Source organism: Burkholderia ubonensis (assembly GCF_001718695.1).
Lineage (GTDB): Bacteria > Pseudomonadota > Gammaproteobacteria > Burkholderiales > Burkholderiaceae > Burkholderia > Burkholderia ubonensis_B.
The window spans coordinates 2,020,158-2,037,264 of the sequence record NZ_CP013422.1 but is presented as its reverse complement, the minus strand read 5'-3'; the positions used below and the strand labels follow the sequence as shown (position 1 = coordinate 2,037,264).

Annotated in this window: 19 protein-coding genes; 11 read left to right on the top strand and 8 right to left on the bottom strand. The window is 68.6% G+C overall.

The genetic code is table 11. From position 1 onward, the window contains the following. The first annotated feature begins 353 nt into the window (after nt 1-353). From WJ35_RS28600 to WJ35_RS28590, 3 genes are all read left to right on the top strand, one after another. On the top strand, nt 354-887 hold the full coding sequence (locus tag WJ35_RS28600) for a GNAT family N-acetyltransferase (protein WP_069240535.1): 534 nt from the start codon (nt 354-356) through the stop codon (nt 885-887). Nucleotides 888-944: 57 nt separating this feature from the next. Then, nucleotides 945-1,730, top strand: coding sequence for a YhfC family intramembrane metalloprotease (locus WJ35_RS28595; protein WP_045577637.1), 786 nt, complete (start codon nt 945-947; stop codon nt 1,728-1,730). A 112-nt stretch (nt 1,731-1,842) separates the two neighbouring features. Then, nucleotides 1,843-2,421: a membrane protein gene (locus tag WJ35_RS28590; protein ID WP_034193383.1), complete on the top strand. Its 579-nt coding sequence runs from the start codon at nt 1,843-1,845 to the stop codon at nt 2,419-2,421. Nucleotides 2,422-2,506: 85 nt separating this feature from the next. Here WJ35_RS28590 and fabV read toward each other — a convergent pair whose 3' ends face one another. Next, a complete protein-coding gene (fabV, locus tag WJ35_RS28585) occupies nt 2,507-3,709 on the bottom strand; it encodes an enoyl-ACP reductase FabV (RefSeq protein WP_069240534.1) in 1,203 nt (400 codons plus the stop codon). A 312-nt stretch (nt 3,710-4,021) separates the two neighbouring features. On the opposite strand from fabV, the gene WJ35_RS28580 reads away from it, so the two are divergent. Then, nucleotides 4,022-4,645 (top strand): glutathione S-transferase family protein, encoded by a 624-nt coding sequence (locus tag WJ35_RS28580; RefSeq protein ID WP_069240533.1) that lies wholly within the window; start codon nt 4,022-4,024, stop codon nt 4,643-4,645. Nucleotides 4,646-4,697: 52 nt separating this feature from the next. Here WJ35_RS28580 and WJ35_RS28575 read toward each other — a convergent pair whose 3' ends face one another. Beyond that, nucleotides 4,698-6,104 carry a serine hydrolase domain-containing protein gene (locus tag WJ35_RS28575; protein ID WP_069240532.1) on the bottom strand — a complete coding sequence of 469 codons (1,407 nt, stop codon included), beginning with the start codon at nt 6,102-6,104 and terminating at the stop codon, nt 4,698-4,700. Nucleotides 6,105-6,356: 252 nt separating this feature from the next. Between WJ35_RS28575 and WJ35_RS28570 the strand changes: the two genes are divergently transcribed. The 4 genes from WJ35_RS28570 (at nt 6,357) to WJ35_RS28555 (ending at nt 9,722) form a co-directional block, all read left to right on the top strand. Continuing rightward, a complete protein-coding gene (locus WJ35_RS28570) occupies nt 6,357-6,776 on the top strand; it encodes an HIT family protein (RefSeq protein ID WP_069240531.1) in 420 nt (139 codons plus the stop codon). Between the two features lie 254 nt (nt 6,777-7,030). Beyond that, nucleotides 7,031-7,219, top strand: a complete 189-nt coding sequence (locus WJ35_RS28565) for a hypothetical protein (protein WP_069240530.1) — start codon at nt 7,031-7,033, stop codon at nt 7,217-7,219. Nucleotides 7,220-7,845: 626 nt separating this feature from the next. Further along, entirely contained in the window at nt 7,846-8,283 is a 438-nt protein-coding gene (locus WJ35_RS28560; RefSeq protein ID WP_069240529.1) for a hypothetical protein, read from the top strand. Nucleotides 8,284-8,885: 602 nt separating this feature from the next. After that, nucleotides 8,886-9,722, top strand: a complete 837-nt coding sequence (locus tag WJ35_RS28555) for a bifunctional allantoicase/(S)-ureidoglycine aminohydrolase (protein ID WP_069240528.1) — start codon at nt 8,886-8,888, stop codon at nt 9,720-9,722. A gap of 78 nt (nt 9,723-9,800) precedes the next feature. Here the strand turns inward: WJ35_RS28555 and WJ35_RS28550 are convergent, their stop codons facing one another. Further along, the gene (locus tag WJ35_RS28550) at nt 9,801-10,604 is read right to left on the bottom strand and encodes an aminoglycoside phosphotransferase family protein (protein WP_059623687.1); all 804 of its coding nucleotides are present in this window, start codon (nt 10,602-10,604) and stop codon (nt 9,801-9,803) included. A 377-nt stretch (nt 10,605-10,981) separates the two neighbouring features. Here WJ35_RS28550 and WJ35_RS32470 point away from each other — a divergent pair, with 377 nt between their 5' ends. Together WJ35_RS32470 and WJ35_RS28540 are read left to right on the top strand one after the other, a co-directional pair. Then, nucleotides 10,982-11,194 (top strand): hypothetical protein, encoded by a 213-nt coding sequence (locus tag WJ35_RS32470; RefSeq protein ID WP_224020231.1) that lies wholly within the window; start codon nt 10,982-10,984, stop codon nt 11,192-11,194. Nucleotides 11,195-11,204: 10 nt separating this feature from the next. Continuing rightward, nucleotides 11,205-11,816 carry a trimeric intracellular cation channel family protein gene (locus WJ35_RS28540; protein WP_069240527.1) on the top strand — a complete coding sequence of 204 codons (612 nt, stop codon included), beginning with the start codon at nt 11,205-11,207 and terminating at the stop codon, nt 11,814-11,816. A 547-nt stretch (nt 11,817-12,363) separates the two neighbouring features. On the opposite strand, the gene WJ35_RS28535 is transcribed toward WJ35_RS28540, so the two are convergent. The 4 genes from WJ35_RS28535 to WJ35_RS28520 all read right to left on the bottom strand — a co-directional run bounded on the left by WJ35_RS28535 (nt 12,364) and on the right by WJ35_RS28520 (nt 14,752). Continuing rightward, nucleotides 12,364-12,591, bottom strand: coding sequence for a hypothetical protein (locus WJ35_RS28535; RefSeq protein WP_069240526.1), 228 nt, complete (start codon nt 12,589-12,591; stop codon nt 12,364-12,366). Nucleotides 12,592-12,662: 71 nt separating this feature from the next. After that, nucleotides 12,663-13,040 (bottom strand): DUF6232 family protein, encoded by a 378-nt coding sequence (locus WJ35_RS28530; RefSeq protein WP_069240669.1) that lies wholly within the window; start codon nt 13,038-13,040, stop codon nt 12,663-12,665. Nucleotides 13,041-13,129: 89 nt separating this feature from the next. Continuing rightward, the gene (locus WJ35_RS28525; RefSeq protein ID WP_010090100.1) at nt 13,130-13,390 is read right to left on the bottom strand and encodes a DUF2866 domain-containing protein; all 261 of its coding nucleotides are present in this window, start codon (nt 13,388-13,390) and stop codon (nt 13,130-13,132) included. 213 nt (nt 13,391-13,603) lie between these two features. After that, the gene (locus WJ35_RS28520; protein ID WP_069240525.1) at nt 13,604-14,752 is read right to left on the bottom strand and encodes a porin; all 1,149 of its coding nucleotides are present in this window, start codon (nt 14,750-14,752) and stop codon (nt 13,604-13,606) included. Nucleotides 14,753-15,068: 316 nt separating this feature from the next. On the opposite strand from WJ35_RS28520, the gene WJ35_RS28515 reads away from it, so the two are divergent. After that, nucleotides 15,069-15,878: a MetQ/NlpA family ABC transporter substrate-binding protein gene (locus WJ35_RS28515; protein WP_059904680.1), complete on the top strand. Its 810-nt coding sequence runs from the start codon at nt 15,069-15,071 to the stop codon at nt 15,876-15,878. A 94-nt stretch (nt 15,879-15,972) separates the two neighbouring features. On the opposite strand, the gene WJ35_RS28510 is transcribed toward WJ35_RS28515, so the two are convergent. Further along, on the bottom strand, nt 15,973-17,088 hold the full coding sequence (locus WJ35_RS28510; RefSeq protein WP_042584887.1) for a succinylglutamate desuccinylase/aspartoacylase family protein: 1,116 nt from the start codon (nt 17,086-17,088) through the stop codon (nt 15,973-15,975). Between the last annotated feature and the right edge of the window lie 19 nt (nt 17,089-17,107).

The following is a 17,107-nucleotide window of genomic DNA, read 5'->3' as shown; positions in this document are numbered from 1 at the left end:
ATTCGCGGATCGCGCCAGGACGGGGGCGCTGCGACACGCTTCAGGACGACGGTCGCGTCATATCGAACGGTGCGGCCAGCGCCGGAATGGTCCGCGCGCCGTTGTCGGCGCAGCAACGCTCAACGCATCGACCTGGCGGCCGGCGCCTGCGATACATCGCTGAAAGTGGGCCGTGCAGCGAGCATAGGCGATGCATCGTCGGTTCGCGTAGCATGACGGGGCGGCATCACTCGGCGGCCCGGCTCGGCGCCGTATTGGCGGACGCGGGCCGTCCCGTGCGCGCCTTCGCGCGCATGCCGTCGTCGGCTTCGATCGGGCGCATGCCGCCCGCCTGACTTCCGGAGAGAGAAGGAATGACCGAACCTGTCACCGTGCGTCGCGTCGACGCGCGCGAAGCACATGCGTGCGCCGATGCGCTGGCCGACGTGCTCATCGACTGCGTCGAGGGCGGCGCATCCGTCAGCTTCATGCTGCCGATCGCGCGCGCGACGGCCGTTGCATTCTGGAAGCAGGTTGCCGAAGGCGTGGCGCGCGGCGAGCGCATCCTGCTCGTCGCCGAGGACGCGGCCGCGCGCATCGTCGGCACCGTGCAGATCGTGACCGCGCAAGCGGAGAACCAGCCGCATCGCGCCGACGTCGCGAAGATGCTCGTGTCCCGCCGCGCGCGTCGGCAGGGCATCGCCGCGAAGCTGCTGGCCGCCGCCGACCACGCCGCACGCGAAGCCGGCAAGGCCGTCCTCGTGCTAGACACGGTGACCGGCAGCGATGCCGCGAGACTGTATGAGCGGGCAGGGTGGCAACGGGTCGGGGACGTGCCAAACTACGCGCTGATGCCGGACGGCACGCCGTGCGCGACCACGTATTTTCACAAGCAGCTTGTGTCGTGATGCACGCACGATCGGCGCCGCGCACGTCCACTCGCCCTTTCATCCCGTTCCGTTCCCATGCACATCATCGATCCGGTTCTGCTGTTCGCCACGTTCTGCGCGGGCGTCACCGCGTTGGCCGGCCCGCCGCTGCTCGCGCTCGTGTGGCGGCATCGCGCGGGCGTGCCGTGGCGCGCGTTTTTCTGCGGGATGCTGATCTTCTTCGTATTCCAGCCGGTGCTGCGGCTGTCTTGGCAGATTCCGCTGTTTCGCTGGCTCGGCGACGATCCGCGCTGGCATATGCCGATGCTCGTATTCGCGGCGCTCACCGCGGCACTGTTCGAGGAGTGCGGGCGCTGGGTCGCGTTCCGCTATCTGCTGGCCGGGCAACGCGATCCGCGCACCGCGGTGATGTACGGGCTCGGCCACGGCGGGCTGGAGGCGATGCTGCTGGTCGGCGTCGGCTTCGTCGCGCTCTGCGGCGGCTATCTGCTCGCGCGCGCCGGGCTCGTGACCAGCGCGGGCGTGCAAACGCTGATCGCGTCGCAGTTCGCCGGCATGACGCTCGCGTCGCCGTTCCTCGCGGTGCTCGAGCGCGTGAGCGCGGTTGCCGCGCATGTCGGGATGTCGCTGATGGTGATGCAGACGTTCGTGCGCGGCACGAAGCGCTGGCTGCTCGGCGCGATCGCGGTTCATTTCGCGATCGATCTCGTCGTCGTGCTGCTGTCGCGCTATTGGCACCTCGACTCGACGCTGCTCGAGGCGCTCCTGCTAGGATGCAGCGTCGCGATTCTGTGGCTCGGGATCCGGTCGAGTCGATGGGGCGCCGCGGCCGACGGGCTGCGGGGCGGGCAGGCGACGTGATCGCGCCGCCGCTGGCGCGCGACGGCGCAAAAAGCTGCGCAGGCCGCGCCGCCCGACCGTCCGATCGATCGATGCCGCAACATCCTCCTTCCCACCAAGGAACCCCGCCCCGATGAAACGCACCCCCATCGCCGTTGCCCTCGCGGGCCTGCTCGTCGCGTTGCCCGTCGCCGCATGGGCGCTCGTCAAGCCGTTGCGCGTGATCGCGCCCGCGCTGGTTCCCGGCGTGTCGTGCGCGGGCGCCGACATCTGCATCGACGATCCCGCGAAGCTCGGCGAGGCGCGGCAGCTCTATCGCGACGGTTACGCGCGCGCGGCGGCGGTGACCGGCGCATTCCGCTCGGCGCCGCGCGTCGTGTTCTGCTCGACGCGCGCGTGTGCCGACCGGTTCGGCCTCGGCGAACGCGCGGCATTGACGCTGGGAGACTTCGGCGTGGTCTTCGCGCCGCGCGGCTGGCAGACCTACTTCGTGGCGCACGAGCTGATCCACCATCGGCAGGCGGAAGCGCTCGGCAATCTGGCGGTCGCGACCAAGCCGCGCTGGCTGATCGAGGGAATGGCGTATTCGCTCAGCGGCGATCCGCGTCACCCGCTGACCGAGCCGTTCGAATCGTGGCGCACGCGTTTCGATGCATGGCATGCGGCGCTCGGCCGGCAGCCGCTGTGGGATGCCGCAGCGGCCGTCCAGTGAAGCGACCGCGCTGCGGCGGCGAACGCGATGACGTCCGCGCCGACACGGCCCGCCGCACGCATGCGCACGCGGCGGGCATCGGCCGTCAGGCCGTCGTGTCGATGATGCCGGGAATCTGCACGTCCGGATTCACGTCCGCCTCGTAGTCGACACCGGCGATCGCGAAGCCGAACAGGCGCAGGAACTCCGTCTTGTAGCCGGCGAAATCGGTCAGCTCGTACAGGTTCTCGTTCGTGACCTGATCCCACAGCGCGGCGACTTTCGCCTGCACCTGCGGATCGAGCTCCTTGTAGTCCGCGCGCAGGCGGCCTTCGTCGTCCACGTGCGGCGTCGCGCCGTACAGGCTGTCCTTGAGCAGCCCGTAGACCTGCTCGATGCAGCCCTCGTGCGTGCCTTGTTCCTTCATGACCTTGAACAGCAGCGACAGGTAGAGCGGCATCATCGGGATCGCCGAGCTCGCCTGCGTGACGACCGCCTTCAGCACCGACACGCGCGCATCGCCGCCGGTCGGGGAGAGCGTGTCGCGGATCGCGAGCACCTTCTTGTCGAGATCCTTCTTCGCCGCGCCGATCGAGCCGTTCCAGTAGATGTCGTGCGTGATCTGCTCGCCGAGGTACGTGAACGCGGTGGTCTTCGCGCCGTCGGCCAGCACGCCGGCGTCGTGCAGCGCGTCGATCCACATCTGCCAGTCCTCGCCGCCCATCACCGCGACGGTGCCGTCGATTTCTTCCTGCGTCGCCGGCTCGAGCACCGTTTCGCGGATCACTTCCTTGTCGGTGTCGAGGCCGCGGAAGCTGACCGACTTGCCGATCGGCTTGAGCGTCGAGCTGATCGTCTCGCCCGTCTTCGGATGCGTGCGGCGCGGCGCGGCGAGGCTGTAGACGACGAGGTCGACCTTGCCGAGGTCGCGCTTGATGGTGTCGATCGTGACCTGCTTGACCGCGTCGGAGAACGCGTCGCCGTTGATGCTGCGCGCATACAGGCCCTTCGCGGCCGCGAATTTCTCGAATGCCGCGCTGTTGTACCAGCCGGCCGTGCCGGGCTTCGTTTCGCTGCCGGCGCGCTCGAAGAACACGCCGAGCGTGTCCGCGCCCGAGCCGAACGCGGCCGTGATGCGAGCGGCGAGGCCGTAGCCGGTCGATGCGCCGATCACGAGCACCTTTTTCGGGCCGCCGGCAATCGGGCCGTGCGAAGTCACATAGTCGATCTGTTCCTTGACGTTGGCTTCGCAGCCGACGGGATGAGTCGTCACGCAGATGAAGCCACGCACGCGCGGTTTGATGATCATGAAATCCTCTTGTCAGAAAGGCAGGGACGGCCTGAAAACGGAAAAATCCCGCGCATTGTAAAGGAAGCGGCGGGCGCGGCGGGCGCGGTGGGAACAGGGCGGCGCTTGCGAGCGTCGGGTCGGACCGCCGCGGCGCGTGCGTGCCGCGGCGCGTAGCCGGGCCGATGCGGGCGGCGCGACGGCGGCGGAAACGCCGATTTCACGAGCGCGCGCTGTCGATTTCCGCGCGCTCGTGTATAAATCCGACATGACCGCGTTCGGCCGCGCCGTGCCGGCCGACCGCTCCGCTCTCGACCCTCACAAGGAGCCTGCATGCTGCACATCCTCGGCAAGATCCCGTCCATCAACGTGCGCAAGGTGTTGTGGCTGTGCGCGGAACTCGACCTGCCGTTCGAACGCGAAGACTGGGGCGCCGGCTTTCGTTCGACCGACGATCCGGCCTACCTCGCGCTGAATCCGCACGGCCTCGTGCCGGTCATCAAGGACGGCGATTTCGTGCTCTGGGAATCGAACACGATCATCCGCTACCTCGCGAACCGCTACGGCGGCGAGTCGCTTTATCCGGCCGAGCCGCAGGCCCGCGCGCGGATCGACCAGTGGCTCGACTGGCAGGCCTCGGACCTGAACCGTTCGTGGGTGTTCGCGTTTCAGGGCCTCGTGAGAAAGTCGCCCGATCATCAGGACCCGGACGGCATTGCAAAGTCGATCGCGGACTGGACGAAGCACATGCGCGTGCTGAACGCGCAACTCGACGCGACCGGCGCGTTCGTGGCCGGCGACCGCTTCACGCTCGCCGACATTCCGATCGGGCTGTCGGTGAACCGCTGGCTCGGCACGCCGTTCGAGCGTCCCGATCTGCCGGCGGTGCAGCGCTACGTCGAGCGTCTGGCGACGCGCGAGGGCTTCAAGAAGTACGCGGGCAGCGCGAACCCGTAACGATGCACGCGGCGTCGCGCGCGTGCGCGGCCGGCGCTGCGGCATTGCATCGTCACCGGGCCGCCGCCGCCGGCACCGCGTCGAGCACGCGCGCGAGGAACGCTTCGTGATTCCACGCGGCTTCCGGCCGCGACACACCGAGCCGCACGATCACCAGCTGCCTGCTCGGCACCACGCTCACGAACTGGCCTTCGTGCCCGACCGCATGGAACGCGTCCGCCGGCAGCGCCGGCGCGTGCGGATCGGGGTCGTTGAACGGCTCGGGCACCTTCACCCACAGATGCGCGCCGAATTCCCGGCGCGGCGCTTGCGGCGTCGCGCGCGCCATGTAGCGCACCCAGCCTTCGGGCAGCAGGCGCTTGCCGTCCCACACGCCGTCCTGGAGGAGCAGCTGCCCGAACTGCGCCCAGTCGCGCGCGCTGGCATACATGAACGACGCGCTCGCGAGCGTGCCCGACGCATCCGGCTCGAAGAACGCATTGCGCATGCCGAGCGGCGCGAACAGCGCGTGTTGGGGGAACGCGAGGTAGTCGGTTTCCGTGCCGCCCATCGCGTCGCGCATCACGCGCGCGAGAATCGCGCTCGTGCCGCTCGAATAATGCCAGCGCGTGCCCGGCGGCGCCGCGAGCGGCATGGCCGACGCGAAGCGCGCGGTGTCGGGCTGCGTGAACAGCATCACGGCGACGTCGGACAGCGGGTCGTCATAGTCTTCGTTGAATCGCAGGCCGCTCGTCATCCGCAGCAGTTCGTCGAGCGTGATGCGCGCGCGCGGATCGCCGGCGTCGCGCCATTCGGGCAGCAGCGCCGACGCGTCCGGCGAGAGCTTGTGCTGCGCGACGAGCATGCCGATCAGCGCGGCGGTCACGCTCTTGGTCATCGACCAGCCGGGCAGCGGCATGTCCGCCGAAAAGCCCGGCGCGTAGCGCTCGGCGATCACCCGGCCGCGATGGAGCACGACCACCGCGCGCGTGCGCCGCGGCCGCGCGGGATCGGGCTCGTCGAACGCGCGGTCGAGCGCGTGCTGCAGCTTGCCGGTGTCGATGCCCGATAGGGCGGCCGGCGCGGCTACGGCCACGGCGTGCGGCGGATCGGCAACGGGCGGCAGCGCGGCCGGCAGCACATCGTGCGCCGGGCCGAGCGCGAGCGTGCACCCGAGCCCCGGCCGGAAGTCGGCCTCGCGTCGCGCGAAACCGGCGAACGTCGCGACCGCGCGCCGATGCTCCGGATCGAGCGACGGACGCACGAGCTTGAGCAGCGGATGCACGCCCGCCATGATGTCCACGTCGATCACCGACGCCGCCGGGCGGCCGGATACGAACACGCCCGAGCACAGCGTCTTGGCCGCGTAGCCGGTCGCGATCGGCGCGAGCCGGGACAGCGTGTAGCCGGCGTAGCCGAGCGTGACGGCGACTGCGACGGCGGCGCCGCGCAGGATCAGCGATTTGAACGGGAGCGTCATGCGCGAGCGTCCTCGGTGGCGTGCCGGCCGGCAACGATCCGGCAGTGTCGCAGGTTCGGGCGACGCGGTGCAATCGCGCGCGCGTGACGAACGGCGGCAGCGTGCATCGCGCGTCGCTGCACGTGCGATGGCGCGACCGGCAAGCCGGCAAACGCGCGCCGGAGATGCGCAGGTTGAACTGCGGACGGCGGCCGGTCGATAATCGACCGGCATCGTTACCCCTCGAACCCAATCCAGAAACCGGAAAACGCCATGTCCTACGACACCAACAACCCGTTCGCAAAAATCCTTCGCGGCGACCTGCCGTGCGTCAAGGTTGCGGAAGACGACGCCACGCTCGTGATCATGGACCTGATGCCGCAGGCGGACGGTCACGTGCTCGTGATCCCGAAGGAGCCCGCAGCGGAAATCTTCGACCTGTCCGCCGATGCCGCGGCCGCGTGCATTCGCATGACGCAGCGCGTCGCGGCCGCCGTGCGCGATGCGCTGCGGCCGGACGGCATGTTCATCGGCCAGTTCAACGGTCGCGCCGCGGGCCAGACGGTCGCGCACGTGCACTTCCATGTGATCCCGCGCTGGGAAGGCGTCGAGTTGCGGATGCACGCGCGCGACGTCGCCGACGCGGCGACGCTGGAAGCCCTCGCGCAGCGCATCCGCGCACGTTTCGTGTAACGGCCGCGCGGCTCGCTCCGGCCAGGGCGCCAGCACGCGCGCGCCGCGGCGCCCGCCGCGGCTGTTTCCGCGGTGACGCCCGGTAACACCTGTAACGGCCAGCGAAACGCCTCCCGCGGAGGCCGGCGCTAGACTCCGCGCATCGCTACACCGGGCGACGGCAACGCGGATCGGCGCATGCGGCCGTACGGTCGCACGCCGCGACGGCACGGCGCTCGCACGGTGCGATGCGTTCTTTTCGCCGGAGTCGAGCCATGTACAAAGTCCTCATCTCGTTTGCGCTGATCGCGGGCCTGTCCGGCTGCTATGTCGCGCCGCCTTACGGCTACGCACCCGCGCCCGCGTACGGCTATGCGCCCGCGCCGGCCTACTACGGCTATGCACCGGCCTATTACGCGCCGCCGGTCAGCGTCGGTATCGGCGGCCACTTCCGCATCCGCTGATCGCGCGGTACGCGCGGCGCGTCCAGCATGCGCGCCGCGCGGCCGTGTCGAGCCGGCGCATTCGTATTGCTGCGCGTCGTGACGCCGCGTTCTCCGTACGTCGCGCCATCCATCCCAACTCTGTCGCCCGAGCCATCGACGGCTTGCTCGTTCATTGAGCCGGCTGCGCCTCGTCCTATTCTTCACGGTGATTCCGCCCGCCGCAGGCAGCCGCTGCGACGAACCCGCAATGCATGCGTAGCGCATCGCGCGCGTCGATCGGACTCCGCGTGTCGCGCGATCGTTGCCGCCGCGTGCGGCTGCGCCGATGTGTTGCCACGTGTGTCCGAAGCGATGCCTCGCGCCCGTTCCGGCCCGCGCGGAAACCGTGGGCGGCCGCCGGCGGAGCCCCGGCCGACGGGCCTTCGCGGCCGATTTCCGGCAAGCTTTTCCGGTTCCGTTTCGGCGAACAACTTGTTACCGAATGACGGCGGCAAGGACCTGCGAGCGGTGCTATTCTTCGCCGCAAGCTCGTTGAAATGAATTGGTCGCGGTTCCGCACAATGCCGGAGTCGACGCCGACCGGTTCGGATCGTGGTAGCGAGCGGACCTTCAATAACCAGATTGCGAACAAGGAAGAACCGGGCATGTGGAAGAAGATCGCCCCCACCCTCGTCGTCGCCGCTCTTGCCGGCGCGACTGCGCTGCCGGCAGCAGCGAGTGATTTGAACAACGCGCTTGGCGGCGCGCTCGGCGGGGTTGCCGGCGCGGCAGTCGGCGGCGCCGTCGGCGGCAGCACCGGCTCGGTGATCGGCGGCGCGATCGGCGGCGGCGCAGGCGGCGCGGTCACGTCGAACCGTCGCGAGCGCACCGGCGCGATCATCGGCGGCGCGCTCGGCGGCGGCGCAGGCACCGCGGCGGGCAACGCGATGGGCGGCCGCACGGGCGGCCTCCTCGGCGCGGCCGTCGGCGGCGGCGCGGGCGCGGCGCTGGGCGGCAACATGTCGCGCAGCTCGTACGACCGCGACCATGGCGATCGCGGCTATCGCCACCGCAAGCACCGTCATCGCCGCGACTGGGACTGATCGCGACGGGCCTCGCACGGTGCGCGACGCGCGCACCGGCGCGCCCGATCCGGCAGGCGCGGCGGCCTCGCAGAGGCCGCCGTCGCCGACGAAACCTGCAGTCTTGTCGTTCCTCCGCAGTCCTTCCCCGGCTACGCTCGATTGGCCGGCGCATTCCCTCCTGCCGTACCTTCTCCTCTTCGACGACATCGCGCGCTACGTTCCCTTGTAGCCGTTCGGCATACGCGCGTACATCCATGCAACTGCTCGGCACAGAGCCCGATGTCCGCCGACACCGTCACGATTCCCCCCGACGCGCACAACTCACGCTCGCCGAGCCTCGGCACCGGTAGTGCGGAATCGAATGAAAGGCATCGCAACATTTAATTGGTCGGTCGCAATCGACTTCGCTATCGTCAGCGCTGCCCGCGTACGGAATCGAGCGTTGCCGTCCCGATCCCGTCCCGCGTGACGCCGAGCGTGTGCGGAGCGGCAAGCATCGGCGCGCGCCCGGATCCGCGCGCGGCCCCGTCGCGAAGCCTGTCCGACCGAACGAAGGCGCTGTCGTGCGACGCGGCCGCGTTGCGCTGCGGACGTTGGACCCACCCATTGCCTGGATGCCTATGTCTAAGACAACGTATTACGCGCCGCATGGCGGCCACCCGCCGCAGACCGACCTGCTGACCGATCGCGCGATGTTCACCGAGGCGTACGCGGTCATTCCGAAGGGCGTGATGCGCGACATCGTCACGAGCTGGCTGCCGTTCTGGGCGAACACGCGCCTGTGGGTGATCGCGCGCCCGCTGTCGGGCTTCGCCGAGACCTTCTCGCAGTACATCGTCGAAGTGAACCCGGGCGGCGGCAGCGACAAGCCCGAGCAGGACAAGGAAGCCGAAGCCGTGCTGTTCGTCGTCGAAGGCGAAGTCGAGCTGACGCTGCAGGGTTCGAAGCACGTGCTGAAGCCGGGCGGCTACGCGTTCATTCCGCCGGGCGCGAACTGGACGCTGCACAACGTCAGCGACGCCGCCGCGCGCTTCCACTGGATCCGCAAGCGCTACCAGGCCGTCGACGGCATTGCGCTGCCGGAAGCGTTCGTGACCAACGAGCAGGACGTCGAGCCGATTCCGATGCCGGGCACCGACGGCGCGTGGGTGACGACGCGCTTCGTCGACATGAGCGACATGCGCCACGACATGCACGTGAACATCGTGACGTTCCAGCCGGGCGGCGTGATTCCGTTCGCGGAGACGCACGTGATGGAGCACGGGCTGTACGTGCTCGAAGGCAAGGCGGTCTATCGCCTGAACCAGGACTGGGTCGAGGTCGAGGCCGGCGATTTCATGTGGCTGCGCGCGTTCTGCCCGCAGGCGTGCTACTCGGGCGGCCCCGGCCGCTTCCGCTACCTGCTGTACAAGGACGTGAACCGTCACATGAACCTGACGCTGAATCCCGCGCGCTGAGCATCGCGCGTTGGATCGGAGGAAACGCCGGCGCATGCCGGCGTCTTTTTGGGTGATACGGGGCGTGTGCGTCGCGTGCTACTTCAGGCCGAGGGAACCGGCGGCCAGCATCGCGACCTGCAGCGGCGTATCGGCCGTTCGTCCGTCGTCGATCGACCACACCGCGGATAGCCCGGCCCACGCGACGATCCATTGCAGCAGCCGTTGCCGGTCGATCTGCGCGGCGTCGGCGACGAGCGCCACACGGCGCTCGAAGCGCGCGCGATCGACCGCGAGGTCGTGCGCGGGATTGCAGAACAGGTTCGCATAGTCGAATGCGCGCTCGCCGTGCAGGCCCTTCGGGTCGATCGCGAGCCAGCCGCGATCGCCGAAGTTCAGCACGTTGCCGTGATGGATGTCGCCGTGCAGCACGGCTTCGTCGACGGGGGCGGCCAGCAGCCGCTGGGCTATCTCGGCCGACACGCGCAGCACTTCGTCGTGGCCGTCGTCGTGCGCGTGCGCGAGCAATGCGTGGAACCAGTCGCGCAGCGGCACCGTCGCGGGCGGCTGCGGCGCGCGATGCGCATGCAGCCGCGCGACGGCGTCGCACGCGATGCGGATCGCATCGTCGTCATGGCCGGCGGCCGACAGCTCGCCCAGCGTCGGCGTCGCGCATGCGCGTTCGAGCAGCACCGCGTCGCGATCGTGCAGCCACACCCGCGCGGCGCCGTTGCCGTTCCACCACGTCATCAGCGCGTTGCCGCGCCGCTCTTCGTCGCAGGTCGCGACCTTCAGCATCGCGGGCTGCGCATGCCGGGTGACCGGCAGCACGCCGCCGCTCGCGCTGAGGATCGGGCCGCCGTCGGGAACGAGATCCCATCGGCGCAGATAAGTGTCGAACATGCAGACGATGGTACAGGCGAAGCCGCCCGCGCGCGGGGCGCGGCGCGGCGCCCGGGGCTGAGGCCCGTGCATCGGCCTTTCCTAAATAAAATTTAGCCAGTCAAAGTTTGGCTAAAGAATGTTCCGGTATCGCGGCATCCCTTCGACAATGCGCGCGTTTCGCAATCGACGAACGCCGCTGCGGCGGGCGCGGTCGCCACATCGAATCAGGAGCCTGCATGATCCATCGCACCGCCGACCCATCGTCGCGACCACCCGTGTGTGCGGCATTGCCGCGCCGCTGTGTTCGGCGCATCCCGCTCGCGGTGACCGTCTCGCCCGACTACATGAAGACTACCGACGACGGAACCCTATCGGTGGCCGTGAAGCCGCCGCGCATGGCGCGCGTCGACCGACGCGATTTCGCCCATGCCCGATCCGCGCGCAGTACGCGCAGCGACGACTTCGCGCCTTTGATCCGCCGCGTCGTCGCGCTCGGCGCTTCGGGAACCATCGAGCGCCACGCGCAACGCAAGCCGGCAACGCCGCTGCCCGCGATCGACGCAGCCGGGCGCGCGCGTGTGCGCGGCCTGTTTCGTATCGAAAGCTGAGGCGCGCACGATGCATACGCTGTACCTGATCGCGATCGTCGCGGAGGCGATGTCGGGGGCGCTGATGGGCATGCGGCGCGGGATGGACCGCTTCGGCCTCGCGCTCGTCGGCGCGGTGACGGCGCTCGGCGGCGGCACGGTGCGCGACGTGCTGCTCGGCCACTATCCGCTCGGCTGGATCGCGCATCCCGAGTATCTCGTCATCACGCTGGCCGCGGCGACCTTCGCGTCGTGGGCGGCGCGCCGTCTCGCGCGGATGAAGACGCTGTTCGTCACGGTCGATGCGGTCGGCCTCGCGGCGTTCACGATCATCGGCTGCGACATCGGCGCGACGACCGGCAGCGCGCCGGTCATCGTCGTGCTGGCCGGCGCGATCACCGGCGTGTGCGGCGGGATGCTGCGCGACCTGCTGTGCAACGAAATGCCGCTGATCCTGCGCGAGGAGCTGTATGCGAGCGTCGCGTTCTGCACGGGCGCGCTCTATGTCGGGATGCAGTACCTGGGCATCGGCGCCGACGTGGCGACCGTGGTCGCGCTCGCGGCCGGCTTCGCGATGCGGATGCTCGCGGTGCGACTCGGATGGAAATTGCGGACTTTCGCCGTCGCGGATGTCGAGCGCTGAGCAATCGTGCCGGCGCGAACCTTGGCGCGCTGCTCGGGCAGCGGGGCTGACATGCGGAGATGCGGCGCGCTGGTGGTGCCGGTCGTGCCGGTCACACGCCGGAGCCTGAATACGGGGAGGGCATGGCGAGCGCCCTGGACATGCGGCCATCGACGCAACAGGCGGCGAACGATGGCCTACATCGCTACAGATGAGGAGCGTTCACGACAAATGGACGGAAAACGGCCGATTCGCCGGCGTGCTGCATAGGCGGCGGGGTTCGCTTGGCTCGCACCGGCAACCCGGCAACCCGGCAACCCGGCAACCCGGCAACCCGGCAACCCGGCAACCCGGCAACCCGGCAACCCGGCAACCCGGCAACCCGGCAACCCGGCAACCCGGCAACCCGGCGGACCGGGGGCCGGCAAACCGGGAGAACGGGGAGAACGAGGCGAACGAGGCGAACGAGGCGAACGAGGCGAACGAGGCGAACCGGGCGAACCGGGCGAACCCGCCCCCACGGCCCAACCGCCCCGCACGAAGCCTGCCCCACCATCCGCCCGCCCCACTACGCCAACGATTCGATCCGAATCAACAGGTTGCGCGCATGGGCGATGAACGCGTCGTGCGTCGCACGATCCCCATGACCTTCGAACCCGCCTTGCTCGGCGAACGCGAGCTGCTCCGCATAGAGATCGACGACGGCGCTGCGTGTATCCGGCGGCAGCGCACGGATCATCGAGACGAGCAGCAATTCCTGCGCGCGGAGCATGCCGGACAGCGATTGAGCGTTCATGCCGACCTCCTCGAACGATGCGGCGGCGTGCCGCTCGTTTCATAGTAGGCGCTCGGCGCGCCCAACGGAAATCAGCCGGCGGCCGTGGCGGCGCGTGCGTCGCGCACCGTGCGGGCGACGCGCTCGACGAATTCGACATCGACGCTCGACAGCGCTTCGCGCTTGCCGTCGGGCATCTCGACGATGAGCCGGTACGTGACGTCCTGCGTCGTCCACGCCAAGTAGCCGACGACCACCAGCATCACGCCGACGACGAGCGCGGCGGTCGACCCGAAAAGGCCGCCCGCGACAGCCGCGCCGATCAGCGAGATCAGTGACGGCACGAGTTTGTTTTTCGGGATCTTGACGACATCGACGCGACGAATGTCACGCAAGGGAAAGACCTGCCCGGCGGCCGACAGGCCGTTGCGCGTGACCGTCACGCCCCGTTCGTTGAAAGCGTTTTCCATCATGTGTGGCGTGGACGAAAACGCGCAGCGTAGCAGACTTCAATGCCGCGTCAAACGGGGCCGAGTGCCGCACGCGAGGCGGCAGCGCGTCAGAACTGCAGCCGGCCGTCGCCGTAGAGCCGGCCCGGCACGTGCGACGCGACCACTTCGGCGATCTCCGCATCGGTCGATTCGGCCGGCACGACCTGGCGCCGCGCGGGCGCGTCGAGATGCATCGTCCATTCGACGAGCCGGTACGGGCGCCCCCACGGGCGCTGCATCTCGACCGACACGCGGCAACTCTGGACGGGCAGCGAGTGCTCGCGCGTCAGAATCGCATGCAGATGGCTGAAAACGGTATCTTCGATCATCGTGGCCTCCGATCCTGTCTCGTGGTGGCCGGCAGTCGCGCCGCCGGAATCAAAAAAAAAGCCGCCGATGCTCAGGCGGCCAACAGGGGGGGTGAGCGCATCGTCTCAGCCCAGAATTAAGCGAAACTTAAAAGCCCATAAAAAAGCGCCCCGCACGCGGGGCGCTGCTTGCCGGCGGGGTCCGCGAACCGCGCGGACCGTCGGCCGGGTGCCTTAGAACTTGTGGCGGATACCGACGCGCACCGCGAGCTGGTTCTGCGAGTTCGTGCCCGACGTGCCGAAGTAGCTGCTCGTGCTCGAGCCGATCGCCGCTTGCGCGCCGTCGCCCGACGCGTCCTGGTAGATCACCAGGCCGTACACGTCCGTACGCTTGCTGAGCGCGTAGTCGAGCGCGAGATCGCCCTGGTTCCAGTGAGCCGACTGGCCGGGCAGCGTCGCATTGGTGTACGTGTAGCCCGCCGCTGCCGACAGGGCCGGCGTGATTGCGTACTTCACGCCCGCTTCATACGCGTTGTAGAAGCTGCCCGAGCCGGAGACCGGCGTGAACTGCGTGCGCGTCCAGAGCAGCCATGCCGTCGCCGGGCCCCAGATGTAGCGGCCGCCGACGCCATACGAGCGCAGGTCGCGGATGTTCGACAGCGCGAGGTTCGCGATCGTCGTCGAGAACGCCGGCGCCGACTGGCCCGGGAAGCGGATGTCCGTGTACGCGGCGCCGAGCGAGAACGGGCCGTTAGCGTAGTTCAGGCCGAAGCTGTACGCGCGCGACGAGCCGCCCGTGGCCGGGGTGCCCGTGCCCGCCGAGCCGGCGAAGTCCGTCGAATTCGAGAAGCCGTACAACGCGCCGAACGTGAAGCCGGCGTAGTTCGCGCTCTGGAACTTCACCGCGTTGTTGATGCGGCTCGACGTGAGCTGGTCGACGTCGTTCACGTGGTACGCATAGTTGCCCGCGACCGTGTTGCCGCCCGTCGAGTAGTTCGCGCCGAGGATGTCGGTCGAGAACGAGTACTGACGGCCGAACGTCACCGTGCCGTACTGGGCCGTGCTCAGGCCGACATACGCCTGACGGCCGAAGATCGCGCCGCCCTGGCCGAGCGCGCCGGTGCCGCTGTTGAACCCGTTTTCGAGCACGAAGATCGCCTTCAGGCCGCCACCGAGGTCTTCGGTGCCACGCAGGCCCCAACGGCTGCCCTGGGCAACGCCGTCGTCGTACTTGAACAGCCGGTCATTGCCGGTTGCCGTCTTCGAATGGTTTGCGAAGCTGATACCAGCATCGATCAAGCCATACAGCGTGACGCTGCTTTGTGCTTGGGCCGCGCCGGCCGTGGCTGCCAGGATGGCGGCGGTCAACAGTTTCTTGTTCAAAGGAATCTCCGAGCGAGTAAGGCGAGTAATTTGCGTGTCCAGTTGCGGTTCCGGCGCTCTTCAGGCGCGTTTGCGGACCGGCGGCAACTTTACCGGCAGGCAACGTAATGAATGTGACAGTTTCTGTCATATGAAGAATATGTGGTGCCGATACGACACCTAATCATGCCCGGTTGCGATCGCAGCGGTTATGCCGATTTCGGCTGAGGTTCGCCCCGGATCGGGAATATGCACATGAAATATGCTTATTTGGCGCCGGTCTGGCCCCGTGCGACGATGCGCGCTCTTACAACGACACGCGACGGAGAACACCCACATGCGACGCTCGAACTGGTTGACCGGCTTTGCCGCGCTCGGCGCGGCCCTGATGTTCGCGGCGCCCGGCGCGCACGCCGACCCGCAGGCGCTGAAGATCGGCACGATGAGCGGCCCCGACGCGGACATCTGGGCCGTGGTGACGAAAGTGGCCGCGCGCGACGGCCTCGCGATCAAGGTCATCGAATTCAACGACTACGTGCAGCCGAACGCCGCGCTCGACGCCGGCGATCTCGAAGCGAACGGCTTCCAGCACCAGCCGTTCCTCGACAGCCAGATCAAGCAGCGCGGCTACAAGATCGTCAGCGTCGGCCTGACCTACACGATGCCGATGGCCTTCTATTCGAAAAAGATCAAGTCGATCAAGGATTTGCCGGTAGGCGCGAAGGTCGGCATCCAGAATGACCCGTCGAACGGCAACCGCGCGCTGCTGCTGCTGCAGAAATACGGCGTGATCAAGCTGAAGCCGGGCGCCGGCACGAACGGCGTGAACGCGACGCCGCTCGACGTCGCCGAGAACCCGAAGAAGATCAAGCTCGTCGAGCTCGACGCCGCGCAGTTGCCGCGCGCGCTGCCCGACCTCGACGCCGCGTCGATCAACACCGATTACGCAGTGAAGGCCGGGCTCACGCCGGTGAAGGACGCGATCGCGATCGAGGACCTGAAAGGCCCGTACGCGAACCTGATCGCGGTGCGCGCGCAGGACCGGGACAAGCCGTGGGTGAAGAAGCTCGTCGCCGCCTACGAGTCGAACGACGTGCGCCGGTTCATCGAGACGAAGTTCGGCGGTGCGATCGTGCCGGCGTTCTGACGCAAACGGTCCACGCACGTAACGTGGCCGCCCCGTGAAAACGACATCGCCCGCGCAAGCGGGCGATGTCGTTTGAAGAAGACCGTCGGGGTGATCAGGCCGACAGCAGCGAGCCCGTGCGGATCGGCGTCGCGCCGGCGATGCGCGCGACTTCCATGCCGGCCGTCGCGAAGCGCACCACCTGGCGCGCGTACAGCACGCCCGACACGCTGCTCTTCAGCGTCACGACGCGATCGGTCAGCGGATCGACGATGTCGGCCACTTCCTGCCCCACCTCGATCCACGCGCCGACCGGCGTGCGGAACACGATCACGCCCGACACCGGCGCGACGAGCGGATCGGTGCCCGCGAGCGGCGTCGCCGGATACGCGAGCGGCGGCAGCGGCGCGGGCGTGCCTTCGATCACGCCGCGCGCGGTCAGGTATTCGACGATCGCCTGCGCGTCCTTTTCCGCGAATTCATACGACACGTCGCGTTCGCTGCGCAGCTCGACGGTGACCGAGATCGCGCCGTTCGGGATCGGGAAGCGGTCGCCGAAGCGCTCGCGCAGGTCCGACCAGCAGAAGCTGTGGATCTCGTCGAACGGATTGCCGACCGAGTTCAGCGCGAGCAGCGACGCCTGCGCGTCGAGGTAGCGCGCGAGCGGCTCGACGTCTTCCCACAGGTCGGGGTTCGTATACAGGTGCATCACCGCGTCGTTGTCGCAATGCAGGTCGAGCACGATGTCGGCGTCGTACGACAGCTTCTGCAGCGCGAGGCGCTGCGATTCGAGCTCGGTGCGCGGCGCCTGCTCGTCGAGCGCCTCGCGCATCGCCGCGCGCACGGCCGCGACGTTGCGCGCCCCGTCCTTCGTCAGGCGCGCTTCGACGCGCGGCAGCACGAGCGCCGCGAGGTCGTAGAAATTGCGGTTGAAGTTCTGCATCGAGCCGAGCTCGAAGCGGCCGAGGTGATCGCCGAACACATGCTGCGCGAGGCCGATCGGGTTCGGCACCGGGACGATGACGATTTCGCCGCGCAGCTTGCCGGCCGTCTCGAGCGCGGCGATCTTGCGGCGCAGCAGCGCGGCGACCAGCATGCCGGGCAGCTCGTCGGCGTGCAGCGACGACTGGATGTAGATCTTGGTGCCGCCGCGCGGGCCGTAGTGGAAGCTCGTGATGTGGCGCTCGGTGCCGACGGCGGGGGAAATCAGCGGATGGGTCTGCGTTTGCATGATGAGAAGAGTGCGGCGC

What these genes read in the sequence shown, in the direction of transcription:
- WJ35_RS28600 (WP_069240535.1), top strand. Translation starts at nt 354, where the DNA reads ATGACCGAACCTGTCACCGTGCGTCGCGTCGACGCGCGCGAAGCACAT.
- WJ35_RS28595 (WP_045577637.1), top strand. Translation starts at nt 945, where the DNA reads ATGCACATCATCGATCCGGTTCTGCTGTTCGCCACGTTCTGCGCGGGC.
- WJ35_RS28590 (WP_034193383.1), top strand. Translation starts at nt 1,843, where the DNA reads ATGAAACGCACCCCCATCGCCGTTGCCCTCGCGGGCCTGCTCGTCGCG.
- fabV (WP_069240534.1), bottom strand. Translation starts at nt 3,709, where the DNA reads ATGATCATCAAACCGCGCGTGCGTGGCTTCATCTGCGTGACGACTCAT.
- WJ35_RS28580 (WP_069240533.1), top strand. Translation starts at nt 4,022, where the DNA reads ATGCTGCACATCCTCGGCAAGATCCCGTCCATCAACGTGCGCAAGGTG.
- WJ35_RS28575 (WP_069240532.1), bottom strand. Translation starts at nt 6,104, where the DNA reads ATGACGCTCCCGTTCAAATCGCTGATCCTGCGCGGCGCCGCCGTCGCA.
- WJ35_RS28570 (WP_069240531.1), top strand. Translation starts at nt 6,357, where the DNA reads ATGTCCTACGACACCAACAACCCGTTCGCAAAAATCCTTCGCGGCGAC.
- WJ35_RS28565 (WP_069240530.1), top strand. Translation starts at nt 7,031, where the DNA reads ATGTACAAAGTCCTCATCTCGTTTGCGCTGATCGCGGGCCTGTCCGGC.
- WJ35_RS28560 (WP_069240529.1), top strand. Translation starts at nt 7,846, where the DNA reads ATGTGGAAGAAGATCGCCCCCACCCTCGTCGTCGCCGCTCTTGCCGGC.
- WJ35_RS28555 (WP_069240528.1), top strand. Translation starts at nt 8,886, where the DNA reads ATGTCTAAGACAACGTATTACGCGCCGCATGGCGGCCACCCGCCGCAG.
- WJ35_RS28550 (WP_059623687.1), bottom strand. Translation starts at nt 10,604, where the DNA reads ATGTTCGACACTTATCTGCGCCGATGGGATCTCGTTCCCGACGGCGGC.
- WJ35_RS32470 (WP_224020231.1), top strand. Translation starts at nt 10,982, where the DNA reads ATGGCGCGCGTCGACCGACGCGATTTCGCCCATGCCCGATCCGCGCGC.
- WJ35_RS28540 (WP_069240527.1), top strand. Translation starts at nt 11,205, where the DNA reads ATGCATACGCTGTACCTGATCGCGATCGTCGCGGAGGCGATGTCGGGG.
- WJ35_RS28535 (WP_069240526.1), bottom strand. Translation starts at nt 12,591, where the DNA reads ATGAACGCTCAATCGCTGTCCGGCATGCTCCGCGCGCAGGAATTGCTG.
- WJ35_RS28530 (WP_069240669.1), bottom strand. Translation starts at nt 13,040, where the DNA reads ATGGAAAACGCTTTCAACGAACGGGGCGTGACGGTCACGCGCAACGGC.
- WJ35_RS28525 (WP_010090100.1), bottom strand. Translation starts at nt 13,390, where the DNA reads ATGATCGAAGATACCGTTTTCAGCCATCTGCATGCGATTCTGACGCGC.
- WJ35_RS28515 (WP_059904680.1), top strand. Translation starts at nt 15,069, where the DNA reads ATGCGACGCTCGAACTGGTTGACCGGCTTTGCCGCGCTCGGCGCGGCC.
- WJ35_RS28510 (WP_042584887.1), bottom strand. Translation starts at nt 17,088, where the DNA reads ATGCAAACGCAGACCCATCCGCTGATTTCCCCCGCCGTCGGCACCGAG.